The sequence below is a fragment of the Kitasatospora sp. NPDC004272 genome (assembly GCF_053603035.1).
Genome location: NZ_JBSGET010000171.1, coordinates 1 through 15,840, shown reverse-complemented (window position 1 = coordinate 15,840; position 15,840 = coordinate 1). Strand labels below are relative to the sequence as shown.

Sequence of the window (15,840 nt, the reverse complement as noted above, 5' to 3'; positions counted from 1 at the left end):
CCCGGGCCGCGGCGCGGGCGGCACAGGCGACGCAGACGACGCAGACCGCCCGCGAGCGCTGAGCGCCCAACCGGGAGCGGGGCCGCGGACGGGGGCGCGGCCCGGCGCGCGGTGCGCGGTGCGGTAGGCGCCCCGGGACGCGGCCCGGCGAACGGCCCGGAACGCCCCGGAACGGCCCGGAACGGCCCGGCGCGGGGGAACCCGCCGGGCCCCGCGGAGCCCGGCGGCCCTGGAAGGCCCTCCAGCGCCCCGGGGGCCCCGTACGACCCAGGAGTCGCACGGGCGCGCGGACGGGGCCGCTTGGCCCCTCCGCGGGCTTTCTGACGGCACGTCAGCTCGGACCGTCGACCCGGCGGGGCCGCCCGCCGGGACTCCCGCCGAACCGCCCGACCGGATCAGACCGTCCCGGCGGGGGCGTGGTCGACGTGCACGGTCGCGGCGAGCAGCCGGGGAACGGCCCGGACCAGGGCCCGTTCGGCGGCCTCCGCCACCTGGTGCCCGGCCACCACCGTCAGCGTCCGGTCGACCACCACCTCCGCCTCGGCGCGCAGCGCGTGCCCGATCCAGCGCATCCGGACCGCGCCGACCGCGCGCACCCCGTCCACCGCGGCGAGTTCGCGCTCCGCCGCGTCCAGCAGCGCCGGATCGACGGCGTCCATCAGCCGCCGGCCCACCTCGCGCACCGTGCCGGCCAGCACGGCCAGGATCGCCACCGTGATCAGCAGTCCGACCACCGGGTCCGCGTACCGCCAGCCCAGCGCGCCGCCGCCCGCCCCGAGCAGCACCGCCAGCGAGGCCAGCGCGTCGCTGCGGGCGTGCAGGCCGTCCGCGACCAGCGCCGCCGAGCCGATCCGGCGGCCGGTGGCGATCCGGTAACGGGCCACCCACTCGTTGCCGGCGCACCCCGCGAGGGCCGCGGCGGCCACCGCCCACAACTGCCCGACCGGCTCCGGGTGCAGCAGCCGCTGCGCCGCCGCCCACCCCGCCACCAGCGCGGACGCCGCCACCGCCAGCACCACGGCGACGCCCGCCAGGTCCTCGGCCCGCCCGTACCCGTACGGGTAGCCGCGGCTCGCCGCCCGCCGCCCCAGCAGGAACGCCACGCCCAGCGGGACGGCGGTCAGCGCGTCGGCGGCGTTGTGCACGGTGTCGCCGAGCAGCGCCACCGAACCCGACAGCACCGCGACCACCGCCTGGGCGGCGGCCGTCACGCCCAGCACCAGCAGCGAGATCCAGAGCGTGCGCAGGCCCTCGGCCGAGGACTCCATCGCCGCGTCGACCCGGTCCGCGGCGTCGTGCGCGTGCGGGCGCAGCAGGTGCGCGAGGCGGTGCCACGGGTGGTGGCCGTGCGCGTGGTCGCCGTGCGCGTGGTCGCCGTGCGCGTGGGCGTGCCCGCCGTGTTCGCCGTGCCCGCCGTGCCCGCCGTGCCCGCCGTCCTGGCGTCCGGTCCGGGGCGCGCGGTGGTGTTCCGTGCGCCCGTCGGTGGTGGAAGTCCGCGGCCCCGGGGCGGTGCCGCCGTGCGGGTGGTGGTGGTCGAGGGGCTCGTGGCCGGGGAGGACCGGCCGGTCCGGTGTGTGATGGTGGTCATGCCCGTGGTCCGGGATTCGCCCGTGGAGGTGAGTCCCGTCGCCGTTCCAGCGTTCACCCATGGGGCTTACAGTGGCACACCGACTCCCTTGCAGCCACTGTCGATGTACCACCTCTGACCAGGTGCGATTCCCTCGCAGCTGCGTCCGGCGGGCGGCATTTGCTGACGCCTCGTCACACAACGGCCCGAATCAGGTCCGGCTCCGGGCATCTCAGCAGACTTGTCACCCACAGCACCCACCCGAGGGCCTAGAGTGAGCGCTGACGCTCCCCGTCCGGACCCAGATCGAGAGGCAGCTGATGTGACTGACCGTCATGTCCCGGCCGCAGACTCGGCATCCGCTGATCGGTCCACCGAACTCCCGTACGTGTCCGTCGAGTTCGCCGCCTTCTGCGAGCTCCACGAACCCAGGTACCGGAGCTACGCCCGGGTCTGGTTCCAGGAACCGGCCGCCGCCCACCGGGTGGTCCGGCTCGCCCTGCACGCGATCGCCTCGGTGTGGCCCACCGTCCTGGAGAGTCCGAATCCGGCCGCCGCGGCCTGGCAGATCCTCCGCGACACCGTCACCGAGCAGCACGCGACCGCCGGGATCGAGGGCCTGCGGCCCGACGTGGACGGCGACGAGGACCTGGCGATCCTGCACTACGTAGTCGGCCTGGCCACCCCCGAGATCGCGGACGTGGTGGGCGGCGACACCGCCAGCATCACCAGCCAACTCCGCCAGACCCACCGCAGGCGCGCCACCGACTGGTGACCCTTCCGGAGCGCGCAGCGCAGGCCGCGCGCCCCCGGCACGCCTCGCCCTCCGGGGGCACGCCTCGCCCTGCCGGAGCACGCCCCCCGCGAGCGGAACGCGTCCGCCGGAACCGCGCCCGTCCGCCGCCCGCCCGCCGCCCGCCCGCCGCCGGCCCGGGCCGGTCGTTCCCGAAGCACCCGGGCGTCCGAACCGCACCGCTCGTGATCAAGGTCACCCGAGGCGTACTACCGCCGCCCCCGCGGTCGGCGAAGGATGGGCCCGCCGGTCACGATCGTCACGGGCGCCACTCCCGTCACGGCGGTCAGGACCGTGACGGCCGTCGCGACCCCCGCGCCCCTCGCGGCCCTGGAGAACGGAGACCCCGCAGTGCCCCACGACCACGCCGTGGCCATGTTCCACCACCAGGCGGACTCCTGCGCCGCCCTGGGCTCCCCGCTGTCCGCCGCCCTGCTCCGCCGCGCCGCCGAGGACCTCGCCGCGGACGGCCCGTGCGCGGCCGCGATCGCCGGACACGAGGACGCCCCGGGCCCGGACGCCATCGCCCTGCGGCTGCTCGGCGCCGCCCACGCCCTGGTGCTGTCCGGCCTCGCCCCCGACCTCGCCGCCCACTACCCCAGCGCCGGCGGGCACTTCGACCCCGCCGACCCGGACGCCCCCTGGCCGGCCTTCCGCGAGGCCGTCGCCGCCCACCTGCCGTTCGTCCGCGAGTGGCTCACCCGCCCGCCGCAGACCAACGAGGTCGGCCGGGCCAACCTGCTGCTCACCGGCCTCGCCTGGGCCCAGCGGCGGTTGGCCGCCACCCCCGGCGCCCCCTTCCCGGTGCGGTTGCGCGAACTCGGCTCCAGCGCGGGCCTCAACCTCCTGGCCGACCGGTTCCGCTGCACCGCCCCGGGCTTCTCGTACGGGCCGCCGGACTCCCCCGTCGTCCTGGCCGACGCCTGGCAGGGCGAGCCGCCCGCCTGGCTGCGCGACGCCCCGCTCCAGCGGGTGACCGACCGGCGCGGCTGCGACCCGACCCCGATCGACCCGCGCTCCGCCGACGGCTCGCTGGCCCTGCGCTCCTACCTCTGGGCGGACCAACTCCCGCGCGTGCAACGGCTGAACGGCGCACTCGCGCTCGCCGCCGAGACGGCCGCCCCGGTCGAGGCGGCCGGCGCCGCCGCGTTCCTGCGCGACGTCGAGACCGCCGAGGGCGCCCTGACCGTGGTCTGGCACTCGATCATGCGGCAGTACGTGCCCGCCGAGGAGTGGCGCCGCGCCGAGGACGAACTGGCCCGCCTCGCGGCCGCCTCCGACCCGTCCGCGCCGTTCCTGCACCTCGCCTTCGAACCGCGCCGGGTCGGCGCCGGACACCGCTTCCTGCTCACCGCCCGACTCGGCGCCGACCCCGAGGTGACGCTCGCCGAAGCCCGACCGCACGGCCTGCCCGCCTGGACCCTGGAGCAGGACGACCCCGCCCTCCTCCTACTCTGACGTCTGGTCAACTTTCCTGGTGCCGAAGGCCGGTGACGTCGTAGCGGTGGTGCACCGGGTCGTGGATCAGGTAACGGGCGAAGGACTCCACGGTGAACCGGGCACCGTCGCTGCGGTTCCCGGTGCGCCGCCGCCCGGCCTCCGGCACCGCGGCGAAGGAACGCGCCAACTGCTCGGCCGCCTCCGCCAGTTCGACGGCGACCAACGCCGGGTCCTGCTCCCGGTAGCGCTCCTCGACGGCGGTGGCGTCCTGGTCCCAGTTGGCGAACAGCGGATCGTCCTCGGCCAGCATCAACCGCAGCCGCACGTCGAACAGCCGGAACACGTCCCGGACGTGGCAGGCGTACTCCAGCGGCGACCACACCCCGGCGGCCGGACGCTCCCCCAACCCGGCCGCCGCCCCGCCCTCGGCGCCCAGCAGTGCGACCCAGGCCGCCGCGTTCGCCCGGATCATGCCCGGCACCGCCTCGAAGGCGACCGCCGGAGTGTCCAGGCCGCAGTCGGCGCAGGGACGTTCGAGGACCCAGGTCCAGTCCTTGGTGTCAGGAGTGATCATGTGCCCAGCATGGCCGCCCCGCCACGCCCCCCACCAGCGGCCCGGCCGCCAGCCGTCGTCGAGATCCCGCCACCCCTCACCCCGCCAGGACGGCGGCCAGCCGCCCCGCCAACTCGTCCATCCGCGCCGCCGGCACCGCCCGCTCCCCCGCCTTCAACAACCCGAACACCCGGGGCCCCAGCCACTCCACCGGCCACTCCTCCCCCCGCGGCACCAGGTGGAAGTGCACGTGCGCGAACCCGGCCGCCTCCCCGAACTGCGCCACGTACGCTTTCCGGCACCCCGTCACCTCCCCCAGCGCCCGCGCCAACCGCACCTGCCACACCCCGAGCGAAGCCGCCTCCGCGTCGGTCAGCTCCGCCAACGACTCCAGGTGCCGCCGGGGCAGCAGCACCAGCCACCCCGGCAACGCGCAGTCCACCGCGTGCACCACCCGCCAGTGCTCGTCCACCGCGATCCGCTCGTACGCCGGCAACCGCTCGAACTCGCCCTCGCGGGCACACGCGTAACACTCCCCGCCCGTCATCCCCCCACCCTACGACCGCGCCTCAGCCCTGCCCCACCCCCTGCACCGCACACACCGAGGAAGTCGGCACCAGCCCCGGCAGCAACCCGTCCAACAACCGCGAACACACCTCCCGCTGCTGCTCGTTCTGCACCCCCTCGGCCCCCGCCACCCCCGGCACCCCCACCACACCCGCCACCACCACGACCAACCCCGCCACCGCACGCTTCCACCGCACCACAGCACCCACCTCCGGGCATCCGACGACCACACTCCCGCCATCTCTTACCCCACCACCCCCACCCCGCCCGACCACCCTCCCCCGTCCGTGGGCGTGTCCTCAGCCCCCCACACACGCCGAACGGCCCCCCGCGAAGCAGCCGGACCCCCCGTCCAGCCACCCCGCGAAGGGCCGTTCCCCCTACGCCGGGGCCCCCTCCCGGCCCCCCATCAACTCTGGTACGGATTCCCCCCGGCCGGCGGCTGCGACGGATACCCCGGCTGCCCACCCACCTGCGGCGGCGCCTGCGGATACCCGTACCCCACCGGCTGCTGCTGCGCCCCCTGCTGGTACCCGTACCCCGGCCCACCAGGCCCCACCGGCGCCCCCGGCCCACCGGGACCACCCGGACCACCGGAACCGCCACCACCGTTGCCGTTCTTGGAACGGCGCACCAGGACGATGATCACCACGACCACGATCACGGCGATCACACCGCCACCGATCGCGATCAGCATCCCGCTGTTGCTCTTGCTCCCCGAATCACCACTCGCCTGCGGCGCAGTCGAATCACCACCGGCGGCGGGCGGCTTCGCGGCACCCGAGGAACCCTTCGACGCGCCGGCGGAGGGAGCAGCCGAAGAACCATCGGGCTTGCTCCCGTCCGGCTCCGACCGACTCAGCAGCGGATTCTCCTTCGGGCCGTTGTCCACCGCGGGATTCTCGGCCAACGACCCGGACGGAGAGACGATGCCGTAGCCGTACTTGTCATTCGGGAATGAGCCCTGCCCTGGCTGGTGATAAGCACTACTGGTCATCCGATTGATGACCTGACCCGCCGAGAGGTTCGGGTACTTCGAACGCACAAGTGCAGCAACCGCCGAAACAAAAGCTGCCGAATCAGAAGTCCCGGACGGGCTTCCGTATCCTCCATTGAGACCAGCATGGTGGATACTGTCGCCCGGAGCGGCCAGCGTAACTTGTGGCCCCGTAGAAGAATCCTTCCAGATTTCTCCACTTTCCGTGACAGCCGAGACTGCTACCACGCCGGGGAACCCTGCGGGATAGGCAACCAGAGGGAGTCCTTCGTTCCCGGTCCCGGCAACAAGGACAACGTCTTTTTTGATCGCATAATTAATCGCGTCCCTATATTCCCCTTGAACTACTCCCGTACCACCGAAGGACATATTGATAACTTTTGCACCATGGTCAACCCCATAACGAATCGCCGTGGCGAAATTATGGTAGCTGACCTCATTCCCCGTCCCGGAGCCAAATCCGGCGTCAACATCCATCTTTATCGGAAGGATCTTTGCCTTAGGCGCAAGCCCCATCACGCCCTCACCATCGCCGTGGCCGTGCGCGGCAATGTTGGAAGCCATGCCCGTTCCGTGACCCACGGTGTCGGTTCGCCCATCACCACTTGGATCGGTGAGGTCGAGGCCGGGGAGCACCTGCCCAGACAGGTCCGGGTGATTGGCGTCGACACCGGTGTCGATGACCGCGACGACCACACCCTCACCCTGGCTGATGGGCCAGACCTTGCCGACCATGTTGTATTTCTTCAACACCCACTGCTGATCGCGGTCCTGATCTGCCGCAGCAGGCCCTGCACTCACGCCCCACAGCAGGGCTCCGGCAGCAAGCGCGGCCAGACCGCGCGCGGATCGGCTGGTCGTCAAGCCTCGTCACCCCTCGTTGAGCGGCCGCCCCGCAGACCCTCGGATCTGCAGGGCGGCCAGGTCATGTCCGACTGTTCTACTGATCGAGCGTCATTCCACTACGTTCGGGTTGGCGTTCTTGCCGGAGGCCCAGGTCTCCTCGTCCTCCACCAGGTAGTCCGGACGGTCCGAGGTGCCCTTCTTGGCCCGCTTGCTGCTCTGACCGTGACCGGCCATGCCGGCACCGTGCCCGGCCGCGCCGCCCTGACCCGCGGCACCGGCCTGGCCGGCACCTCCGGCCGCGCCCGCGCCCTGCCCGAAACGGCTCCGGCCGATACCGGAACCCCCCTGGGAGAACGCACGTCCACCGGCGCCGCCCTGCGCGGCCTCACCGACGACACCGCCGGCCTTGCCGGTCAGGCCACTGCCGGTACGGCCCTTGAGGCCACCACCACCAGCTCCGCCCGCACCGGCACCGCCACCCATGCCGCCACCGCCCATGCCGCCGGCACGAGCACCCGCACCACCGGCACCACCGGCCGCAGTACCGCCAGCACCAGCGCCACCGCCGCTCAGGCCGTTGGACCCGAACGTCCCTGCCTTCGAAACGCTGTTGCCGCTGAACCCGGCCCGGCTACCGCCAAGACCGGTACCACCGGCCAGAGTTCCCGCACCCTGGCCCAGCGGCCCGCCGGCGGTGCCTCCACCGCTCAGACCGCCTCCGCCGCTACCGGTCGGGCCGTGCACGCCGCTCGGGCCGCCGACCGTCGCGGTGCCGCCACGGGCGCCGCCCTGGGAACCGCCCGGAATTCCGTCGATGCCCGTGCCCGGGCCCTTCGGCTGGGCGACGGGGTTGGCCGTCCCCCCGGAAATCCCGGCATCGGTCGGACGGACCACGGTCGCCTGGAGCTTCGGGGCCTGCGGCGTCCGACTGGTGGACGTGCTCTTGAGCGCGGTCTGCGAGCCTGAGGAACCGGTCGATCGGCTGCTTCCCTGGAAGGAGCCTGCAGTGACCCCGGCGATCGCCGCGATGAATCCCGCAGTCCCATCGCTCGGCGGCGTCAATTGCTTCGCCGAATCAGGATCCTCATCAAAACGCACAACCCTCTTCAGGGAAGTACTGGCGACATTGTACTTGACTGCCAAAACCTGCATCACAGTAACCGCCTGCTTCTTGCGCGAGTCGGCGATGCTGTTCTGGGTATCATCGTTGTCGATTCCGACCGATTCCTTGGCGAAATCACTGACGCCGTCGCCAACACTGTCCCAGAATCCCGGCTCCTCGGGCATGGCAGCCTTGGCCTGATCAATCGACGCCGACAGCTCCTGCAGCACAGTGGCGGTATAGTGCGTGGTTTCGGCTGCCGTACCAACATTTTCTGCCAGCATGGTCATGTGCTGATGGAAAGCATCACTAGTGCTCCCCTGCCATGCACTGGTGGCATCGTTGGTAGCAGTCGTCAGCGCCGCCTGGATGCGGGTCAAGGTCTCGTGCGCACGCCGCCAGGGATCGGCTGCCGCCATAACCGAACCGGAGTCCAGTGCATTCACCATGGAAATCAACTCGGCATGACTGTGAGCGGAGAAATCGGTCTCTGGATTTTCACCGCCACCGCCCTGGTTCAGCACCGCTACCATGCGCTCCCCCGCCTTCCGTCAGTTGCCTCGGTCTTCCTTGCCGTCACCACTGCGTCTCCGCCGAGTTCACCGGTTGACTCTGCGGCGCAGAAGCAGGTGTCCGCTGCGCGTCCAACTCGGCCTGGCTCCAGGTGGTGGCCCACCCGTCCTGTGCCATCGTCATGCGCTTGCTGGTGTCCTGCTCGTGTTCCTCGTAGTTCGTGGCGGTGTGGTCCGCGTTCTGCTGTGCCACATCGATAGTTTCCTGGATTTTGGCCAGAATGCCGCTTAGCTGAGCACGCGCTTGGTCGTACGACATGTTCAACTGCCGGGCCTCATCGAAGCTCCCGAAGGCTCCGGAGTTGACCCCGCTCGCCCCGAACACCACGGACTTGCCCGCGCCGCTCTCGAACTCGCTCAGCAGGCCGCGCACTTGGGCCGCGAACGCCCGCAGGTTGTCGACCTCGACCTGGAAGCCGTTGCCGCTCGTAGTCATGTGTTTCGTACCTCCCCCGTACCTGCTGCCCCGCGCGACTGCCCGCTCGACCGTCCGGGGCCTGAAAGAAAGTTGGCTCCAACCTCTATGTCTAACACATACAACGGGCTGTCAACACGCCCCCTGGCGGGTGCGGGTGGGATCAGGGGGCGGGGGTGGTGGCGGCGAGGGCCCGGCGGCAGAGGGAGTCGGCTTGGCGGGTGGTTTCGGGGAGGCGGTAGGCGGGGGTGAGGGCGAGGGTGACGGCGGTGGCTTCGTCGAGGCCGATGCGGTGGCCGACGGAGAGGAAGACGGGCTTGACGCCCTGGCGGGTGCGCAGGGCGCGGCCCACGGGGTCGGGGCCGTCGAGCAGGGGGGTCCAGGCGCCGCGGTGGTCGCCGGGGGGCTGGTGGGTGAAGGTGAAGGGGTTCTTGGCGATGCCGAGGGTGGGGAGGCCGGTGTGGACGCCGAGGTGGCTGGCGAGGCCGAGGCGTCGGGGGTGGGCGAGGCCGTAGCCGTCGCAGACGACGAGGTCGGGGGTGCGGGTGAGTCGGGCCAGGGCGTCGAGGACGGCGGGGAGTTCGCGGAAGGCGAGGAGCCCGGGGAGGTAGGGGAAGGCGACCCGGCCCACGGCGGTGGCCTGTTCGACGACGTCGAGGGTGGCGTAGTCGAGGAGGACGGCCGCGGCGGCGACGACGTCGCGTTCGTCGTCGTAGGCGACGTCGACGCCGGCGATCAACGTGCCCGGGCGGCGCGGGGGTTCGGGTCCTTCGGGGACGACCAGGGGGCGCAGGCGTTCCTGTTCGGCGCGGGCGGCCTCGGCCGTGGTGGGCCAGTCGGCGGGGACGGTCATGGCGGCTCCCGAAGGTCGGGGACGGGCTGGTGCGGGCCCGCGGGCTGGTGCGCGGTGGTCCGTAGGCACGTTAGCGGGCGCCCGGGGTGGTGGATGCGGCGGTGCGCTGCCGAGGTGTGAGCCCGTGCGCCCCCCGTGCCCCGGAGTAGGTCAACTCCTGGCGGTTAGGCTGTACTTACCGCTCCCCGGTTCCGCCCCGCACCGCCTCGTTCCCCGCACAGCTCCCCCGCTGGGCTCCCCCCGTTCCGCGCGAAGGGTCGACCGCCATGCCGCGCCCCGCCGTTCCGTCCCGTGCCGTCGCCGCGTCCCGGGCTTCCGCGCTGGTGTCCGGAAGTCGTTTCAGTGCCGTGCAGTTGGGTGTCGGCACGCTGGTCGCGGTGGTCGCCGCGGTGGCGCTGCTGGCCGTGTCCGGGGAGTCGGGGGTGTGGCGGATCACGGTGCTGGTCGGCTTCGCCGTCGCGCTCGGCACGCTGTCCGCCGTACTGCTGTCCCCAACTGCCCGCCGCCGCCCGCCGCAGGCGGTCGCGCTGCCCCCCGTCCGGCCGTCCGAGCCGACCGCCGTCCGGCAGCCGGTGTACGCGCACCAGTCGCGCTGACGGGCCCCGGCGCGGAGGCCGCCGCGCAAAGACTCCCGGGCCCGCGGCAGGTCAACGGCTGCCGCGCGCCCGGGGCCCAAACGTGCGCCCGACCGGGCGCGGGAGGCGGGTCAGGCGGTCGAGACCACCACGGTCTTGGCCGCCTTGTCGTGGATGCACTGGCGGTAGGGCTTGTCGAAGACGCCGAACAGCCCGTCGACGATCCACCAGAGGCCGCCGCAGCAGATCAGCGCGGGAACGACGAAGACGGCGGCCCTGGTCCAGGCGGCGGAGGAGGTCGGGGAGGTGCCGTCGGCGAGCATGGCGACCCGGACCTTCATCAGCTTCTTGCCGAGGGTCTGGCCGTCCCGGCTGAGCATCAGGCCTTCGTACACCAGGTAGAGCACGCCACTGAGCCAGAACGAGCCGACCCAGCCGCTCTGTTCGTCGAAGTGCATGAACGGGAGCAGCACCACGATGGCGATCACCTGCACCAGGAGGTAGTCGACCAGCCGGGCCAGGATGCGGGCGCCCCAGCCGCCCAGCGGGGGCATCCCGGGGACGGGGCCGGGGCCCGGGCCGGACCCGGGGGCGCCGTAGGGCGAGCCGTACGGGTCGCCGGGGCTGCCGGGCGGGGGGACGTAGCCGGGGGGCGGGTTGTCGTAGGGGGAGCCCGAGTCGGCCGGCGCACCGTACTGGCCGCCGTAGCCGGACGGGGTGTCGTAGGGGCTGCCCGACGACGGGGGCTGCTTGTCGAAGGAAGGCCGCCCGCCCTCCTCCGGCTCGGTTCCCGAGGGGTCGCTGGTGCTCATGGCACGAGTAGAACACCGCAAATACTACAAAGTTGGGATATCTAGGCGGTTTCCGCCCGTTTTGCCATCCTTCGGAACCAGCCGCCCCCGCCCCGCGGGGACGGCCCGACCGGACGTCAGCCTCGCTCCGCCCGCACCACCCGGGTCCGCGCCGCCCGGTCGTGCCAGCCGCGCCGGGCCGAACGGTCCAGCAGCGCGGCGACCGGGCCGAGCAGGACTGCGGTGCCCAGTCCGCGCACCAGCCAGCGTGCCAGCGACCGGCCGAACCCCGGTGCGCCGGTCCCGCCCGCGGCGACCACCCGGACCCGGGCCATCCGCTTGCCGAAGGTCTGGCCGGTCCGGGCGATCGGCACCACCTGGTAGAGCAGCCCGAACAGCAGCAGCACCCCGAGCAGCACGCCCACCCGGCCCAGCACCGTTCCGTCCAGCAGCCACACCTGGTGCTGGCGGCCCGTCAGGCTGGCGGCCAGCTCCGCCCGGTCGATCTTCTCCTGGACGTGGGCCCGCACCGTCCCGGCCAACGGCACCGCGACGGCCGCGCCGACCACCGCCGTGACCGCCCCGTCCACCAGCCAGGCGAACGTCCGCGCACCCACCCCGGCGGGCACGGCCGCGGCAGCCGCCGGACGGCGCTTGCGGGCTCCGGTGGACGCGGCGGTTGCGGCGGCTGGGGCGGTTGCGGCCGCGCCGGAACGACGGTCGGCGGGCGCGGTCGGCGACCCGTCGGCACGGGGCTCCTCGGCCCGGCGCGGCGGACGGACCCGCTCGCTGGTGACGTGCGCCGTCCGCGGCGCCCGTCCGGACCGCTCGGGCCGCTCGGACCGCTCGGACCGCTCGGGCCGCTCGGCCTCCGGCGCGACAGCGGGCGCGGGTACGGATGCGGGCGCGGGCGTGGGCGCCACCGCCTCCGGAGCCTGCTCCGCCTCACCGCCGGGCTCGGCTTCCGACTCGGTGCCCCAGGACACCCAGCGCGGGGCCCCGCCGGTCTCCATCAGCCCGCGCTGCGCCCGCGGGTCGGCCCGCCACCCGGTACCGGGATCGGAACCGGCCGGCCCCGGCTGCGACAACGGCTCCCCGTCCCGGCCCTGGGCACGCTCCGGTTCGACGGGCTCCGACTGCGACGGCACCGGCTCGAACAGCGCGCCGGGCGAAGCCGCCAGCCCCACCGAACCGTCCCCCGCCGCGCCCCCGTTGCCGCCGCCGTGCCAGGGCGTGCCACCGAGCGGCCGCGCGGCCCGCGGCGCGGGCGGGCCGCCCGCCACGGGCCCCGGCTCTGCCTCCAGCTCAAGCTCCGGTTCCGGTTCCGGTTCCGACCCCGACTCCGTCACCGGCCCGGGCAGTGCCAGCGGCCGGACCGCGGCCTCCACCTCGCGAGCCTCCCGAACCTCGCGAGCCTCCCGCCCCTCGCGCCCCTTCCGCGGCGCGACGACCGCGCCGGCGGGCAGGCTCGCCCCTCCCCCGCTGCCGAGGCGCAGCGCCGCGGCGGTGGCCCAGGACTCGGCCGCGACCGGCTGCAGGCCGTTCCCGGCGACCGCCCAGGGGGTCACCTCGGCCGGGCGCAGCGGCTCCATCTCGTTGCGGGGGCGCACCTCCAGCTCACCGGGCCCGGCGCCGGACTCCGGCTCGTCCCCGGCCCCGCCCGCGGGCCCCGCTCCGGGTTCCGGGTGGAGGGGCACGGCGAAGACGGCCTGGGCCCCGGTCTCGTCGAAGTAGATCGGGCCGGTCTCGACCAGCGGTGCGGACGGGTCGGCGGGGGCGGCGGGGGTGAGGCCGGGCGGGAGGTCGTAGGGGGGTGCGGTGAGGTAGCGGGCGACGAAGCGCGGCGGGTCGAGCGGTTCGCCGGGGCCGGGGGCCGGGCGGCTGGTGCCGGGGACCCAGGCGTGGCCGGCCCAGTAGCGGAGGAAGCCGGGCACCGAGGGGTCGGGGTAGTAGCCGGGTGCTCCGGCGTCCCCGGCCAGGGTCGCGCCGAGGGTCGAGCCTGTGGTGGGGGGCCGGTCCGTCATTGCGTCTTCCTTCGTACCGGCACCGCGGCGTGCGGGTGTGCGGACGTGCGTGGGGGAGCCGCGGGCGGAGAGTCGCCGGGCAGTCACAAAGGGTAGTACCTCGAACGACCTCGTCCCCCTGGTTCACCGGAACTCGTGTAACGAGCGGGAACACGTGGTACTGCAGGTGCGCCCGGGGCGGCGGGGGCCGTTCCGGGGCGGGTGGTGCGGCGGTCGGCGGTGCCGGCGGCCGCGGCGTTCCGGTGCTTGCGGTGTTCCCGTCCGGAACAACCGGGGCGGGGTGGAAAAGGTTCTGCGGGGTGCGGCCGGAAAAAAGTTCCGGAGGAACTCGCGGAACCCGTGTAAGAGTCCGCACCGCCCGCGCTCTCGAATGGTGCGGGGGTCGAACGGCGGCCCCGCGAGGCGGAGAGGGTGAGGGCGATGGCCGGACAGTCGACCGGAGTGGTGGAGCAGGAGTTGGAGCTGAACCTGGTGCTGTCGCCGGAGCGCAGCGTCCCGGTGGCGGCGCGGCTGTCGTACGGGAGCCACGACCCGTTCGCGGTGTACGTGACCTTCCACCTGGACAGCGGGACGCCGGTGACCTGGGTGTTCGCCCGGGAGCTGCTGGTGGAGGGGACGTTCCGGCCGTGCGGTCAGGGCGACGTGCGGATCTGGCCGACCCGGTCGGGGCGGCGCAGCGTGCTGTGCATGGCGCTGAGCTCGCCGGCGGGGGACGCGCTGCTGGAGGCGCCGCTGCCGACGGTGGCGGCCTGGCTGGAGCGGGCGCACCGGCTGGTGCCGCCGGGGGCGGAGCTGGAGGCGATGGACCTGGACGGTTCGCTGGCGGAGCTGCTGGCGTGAGGGGGCGCGCACGGCCGCCCCGGGCGCGGGTGCGGGCGCGAACCCGGACGCGAACAGGGGCGCGGGCGCGAGTGCGGACACGAGTGCGGGCGCGAGTGCGGACGCGGGGCCGGGCACAGTCCGTTCCGACCCGCCCGCCCGGTCGTCCGCCGGAGCGTCCGCCTTCGGGACGCCCTGGACGGCCGGAGCGGACCGAGCGGACCGAGCGGATCGAGCGGACCGAGCGGACGGAACAGATCGAGCGGATCGAGCGGACCGAGCGGCTGGCCGGGGTTCAGCGGGCCGCGGGGGCCTTCTGCGCGCCGGCGCTGCCGAGCCCGTCCGGGTCGGTGCGCGGGGCGGGGACGCGGACCAGCGGGGCGCCGGCCGCGAGCCGCCGGGAGCGGACCCGGAGCGCGGCGACGGCGAGGAAGCCCAGGCCGATCAGCGGGTAGACGCCGGCCGGGAGCTGTTCGAGCGGCGACAGGTGCAGGTCCAGGTCGCCCTTGTGCGGGACGATCCACATCGAGAAGGACAGGAAACCGAGCAGGGTCAGTCCGAAGATCGGCCGCCAGCGCAGGCGCCGGACCGCGGCGGGGCGGGAGCGCTCGTGCGCGGCCTCGGCGGCGAGCAGCACGAGCACCGGCACGCACCACACCCAGTGGTGGGTCCAGCTGATCGGTGAGACCAGGACGGCGGTGACCAGGGCGACGCACACGCTCCAGGCGTCGGCGCGCGGCGACCAGCGGGCGCTGCGGTGCGCCCAGACGGCGATGGAGAGTCCGGCGGCGGCGACCAGGGCGCCGAGCAGGGTGGCGACGGCGCCGGGGGTTTCGACGTGCAGGATCCGGGCGACCAGGCCGCGCAGCGACTGGTTGTCGACGATGACGGTCTTGCCGACCCGGCTGGAGTCGAACATGTACTTCGTCCAGTAGCCGCGGGTGGCGTCGGGGAGGACCAGCGCGCCGATCAGGAAGGTGCCGGCGAAGGCGGCACCGGCCGTGAGCGCGGCCCGGACCCGGCCGGTGATCAGCAGGTAGACGGCGAACAGGCCGGGGGTGAGCTTGATGCCGGCGGCGATGCCGATGGCGACGCCCTTGCTGCGGGCGGCGTCGGGGCGGGTGAGGTCCCAGAGGATCAGGCAGGCCAGCGCGAGGTTGATCTGGCCGTAGCGCAGGGTGGTGAAGACCGGTTCCAGCCAGACGCCCAGTCCGGTGACCAGCAGGACGCCGACCGGACGCAGGTCGCGGCGCGGCCAGTCGGCCAGTTTGAAGGACAGGTGGGCCAGGGTGGCGAGCAGCAGCAGGTTGCCGGCGGTGATGACGACGCGCAGCAGCGGGACGCCGATCCAGGTGGTCGGCACGAACAGCATCGCGGCGAACGGAGGGTAGGTCGCGGGCAGGCTCCACTCGGTGACCCGCAGCGCGTACAGGTCGTGGCCGTCGGCGACGGCGGCGCCCTCGGCCCGGTAGACCACCATGTCGACCATTGAGGTGCCGGCGAGGTGCCGCACCACCGCGTAGCCGAGCAGCGAGAGCAGGGCGACCGCGGCGGCGGCCAGCAGCGGGCGCCGGGGGGCGGTGCGCAGGGCCTCGGCGACGGCGGCGGCCCGGCGGGCCGGGGCGGTGAGGAGGCGCTGCCGGGCCGGGACGGGCGGCTGGGCGGGGCCGCCCGCGGGCGTGCTCCGATCCGGGTGCACCGTGGTCACTGTGTTGCTCCGTCCGCCGTCGACCTCTGCCGGGCCAGCAGCCGACACTACCCGAACGGTCGGCGGGCGCCACCGGTCGCGGTCGCCCCGGGCTCCCCTCCTGGGGCTGCCGTCCGGCCGCCGGGGAGAGCGGCCGGACGGTCGGGCCCGGCCCGGGGCGACCGCGGTTCCCGGGCGGCCGGCGGGAGCGGCGCGGACCGCGGCCGGTCGGCCGGTGG

At 74.0% G+C, this 15,840-nt stretch carries 15 protein-coding genes; 4 read left to right on the top strand and 11 right to left on the bottom strand.

Translation table 11 applies throughout. The features are described 5' to 3' along the window. Positions 1 to 395 precede the first annotated feature (395 nt). Positions 396 to 1,649, bottom strand: a complete 1,254-nt coding sequence (locus ACWEO5_RS34205; RefSeq protein WP_452166005.1) for a cation diffusion facilitator family transporter — start codon at positions 1,647 to 1,649, stop codon at positions 396 to 398. A gap of 306 nt (positions 1,650 to 1,955) precedes the next feature. Between ACWEO5_RS34205 and ACWEO5_RS34200 the strand changes: the two genes are divergently transcribed. Together ACWEO5_RS34200 and ACWEO5_RS34195 are read left to right on the top strand one after the other, a co-directional pair. Next, a complete protein-coding gene (locus ACWEO5_RS34200; RefSeq protein WP_344551243.1) occupies positions 1,956 to 2,342 on the top strand; it encodes a hypothetical protein in 387 nt (128 codons plus the stop codon). A gap of 369 nt (positions 2,343 to 2,711) precedes the next feature. Continuing rightward, the gene (locus ACWEO5_RS34195) at positions 2,712 to 3,818 is read left to right on the top strand and encodes a DUF2332 domain-containing protein (RefSeq protein WP_452166004.1); all 1,107 of its coding nucleotides are present in this window, start codon (positions 2,712 to 2,714) and stop codon (positions 3,816 to 3,818) included. 7 nt (positions 3,819 to 3,825) lie between these two features. Here the strand turns inward: ACWEO5_RS34195 and ACWEO5_RS34190 are convergent, their stop codons facing one another. From ACWEO5_RS34190 to ACWEO5_RS34160, 7 genes are all read right to left on the bottom strand, one after another. Next, positions 3,826 to 4,374, bottom strand: coding sequence for a DinB family protein (locus tag ACWEO5_RS34190; RefSeq protein ID WP_452166003.1), 549 nt, complete (start codon positions 4,372 to 4,374; stop codon positions 3,826 to 3,828). A 76-nt stretch (positions 4,375 to 4,450) separates the two neighbouring features. Beyond that, positions 4,451 to 4,900 (bottom strand): HIT family protein, encoded by a 450-nt coding sequence (locus ACWEO5_RS34185; protein WP_344551237.1) that lies wholly within the window; start codon positions 4,898 to 4,900, stop codon positions 4,451 to 4,453. A 22-nt stretch (positions 4,901 to 4,922) separates the two neighbouring features. Beyond that, the gene (locus ACWEO5_RS34180) at positions 4,923 to 5,099 is read right to left on the bottom strand and encodes a hypothetical protein (RefSeq protein WP_452166002.1); all 177 of its coding nucleotides are present in this window, start codon (positions 5,097 to 5,099) and stop codon (positions 4,923 to 4,925) included. Positions 5,100 to 5,329: 230 nt separating this feature from the next. Beyond that, positions 5,330 to 6,781, bottom strand: coding sequence for a type VII secretion-associated serine protease mycosin (gene mycP / locus ACWEO5_RS34175; RefSeq protein WP_452166001.1), 1,452 nt, complete (start codon positions 6,779 to 6,781; stop codon positions 5,330 to 5,332). Between the two features lie 90 nt (positions 6,782 to 6,871). Beyond that, positions 6,872 to 8,398: a WXG100 family type VII secretion target gene (locus ACWEO5_RS34170; RefSeq protein WP_452166000.1), complete on the bottom strand. Its 1,527-nt coding sequence runs from the start codon at positions 8,396 to 8,398 to the stop codon at positions 6,872 to 6,874. 43 nt (positions 8,399 to 8,441) lie between these two features. Further along, entirely contained in the window at positions 8,442 to 8,873 is a 432-nt protein-coding gene (locus ACWEO5_RS34165; protein WP_452165999.1) for a hypothetical protein, read from the bottom strand. Positions 8,874 to 9,015: 142 nt separating this feature from the next. Next, positions 9,016 to 9,705, bottom strand: coding sequence for an endonuclease V (locus ACWEO5_RS34160; protein WP_452165998.1), 690 nt, complete (start codon positions 9,703 to 9,705; stop codon positions 9,016 to 9,018). Positions 9,706 to 10,052: 347 nt separating this feature from the next. On the opposite strand from ACWEO5_RS34160, the gene ACWEO5_RS34155 reads away from it, so the two are divergent. Beyond that, a complete protein-coding gene (locus ACWEO5_RS34155; RefSeq protein WP_452165997.1) occupies positions 10,053 to 10,301 on the top strand; it encodes a hypothetical protein in 249 nt (82 codons plus the stop codon). Positions 10,302 to 10,411: 110 nt separating this feature from the next. Here ACWEO5_RS34155 and ACWEO5_RS34150 read toward each other — a convergent pair whose 3' ends face one another. Both ACWEO5_RS34150 and ACWEO5_RS34145 read right to left on the bottom strand, forming a co-directional pair. Further along, positions 10,412 to 11,092, bottom strand: a complete 681-nt coding sequence (locus ACWEO5_RS34150) for an RDD family protein (RefSeq protein WP_452165996.1) — start codon at positions 11,090 to 11,092, stop codon at positions 10,412 to 10,414. Between the two features lie 116 nt (positions 11,093 to 11,208). After that, positions 11,209 to 13,095: an RDD family protein gene (locus ACWEO5_RS34145; RefSeq protein ID WP_452165995.1), complete on the bottom strand. Its 1,887-nt coding sequence runs from the start codon at positions 13,093 to 13,095 to the stop codon at positions 11,209 to 11,211. A 420-nt stretch (positions 13,096 to 13,515) separates the two neighbouring features. On the opposite strand from ACWEO5_RS34145, the gene ACWEO5_RS34140 reads away from it, so the two are divergent. After that, positions 13,516 to 13,935: an SsgA family sporulation/cell division regulator gene (locus ACWEO5_RS34140; RefSeq protein WP_014135973.1), complete on the top strand. Its 420-nt coding sequence runs from the start codon at positions 13,516 to 13,518 to the stop codon at positions 13,933 to 13,935. A gap of 274 nt (positions 13,936 to 14,209) precedes the next feature. Here ACWEO5_RS34140 and ACWEO5_RS34135 read toward each other — a convergent pair whose 3' ends face one another. Next, complete coding sequence (locus ACWEO5_RS34135; RefSeq protein ID WP_452165994.1) at positions 14,210 to 15,622, bottom strand: glycosyltransferase 87 family protein; 1,413 nt, start codon at positions 15,620 to 15,622, stop codon at positions 14,210 to 14,212. Between the last annotated feature and the right edge of the window lie 218 nt (positions 15,623 to 15,840).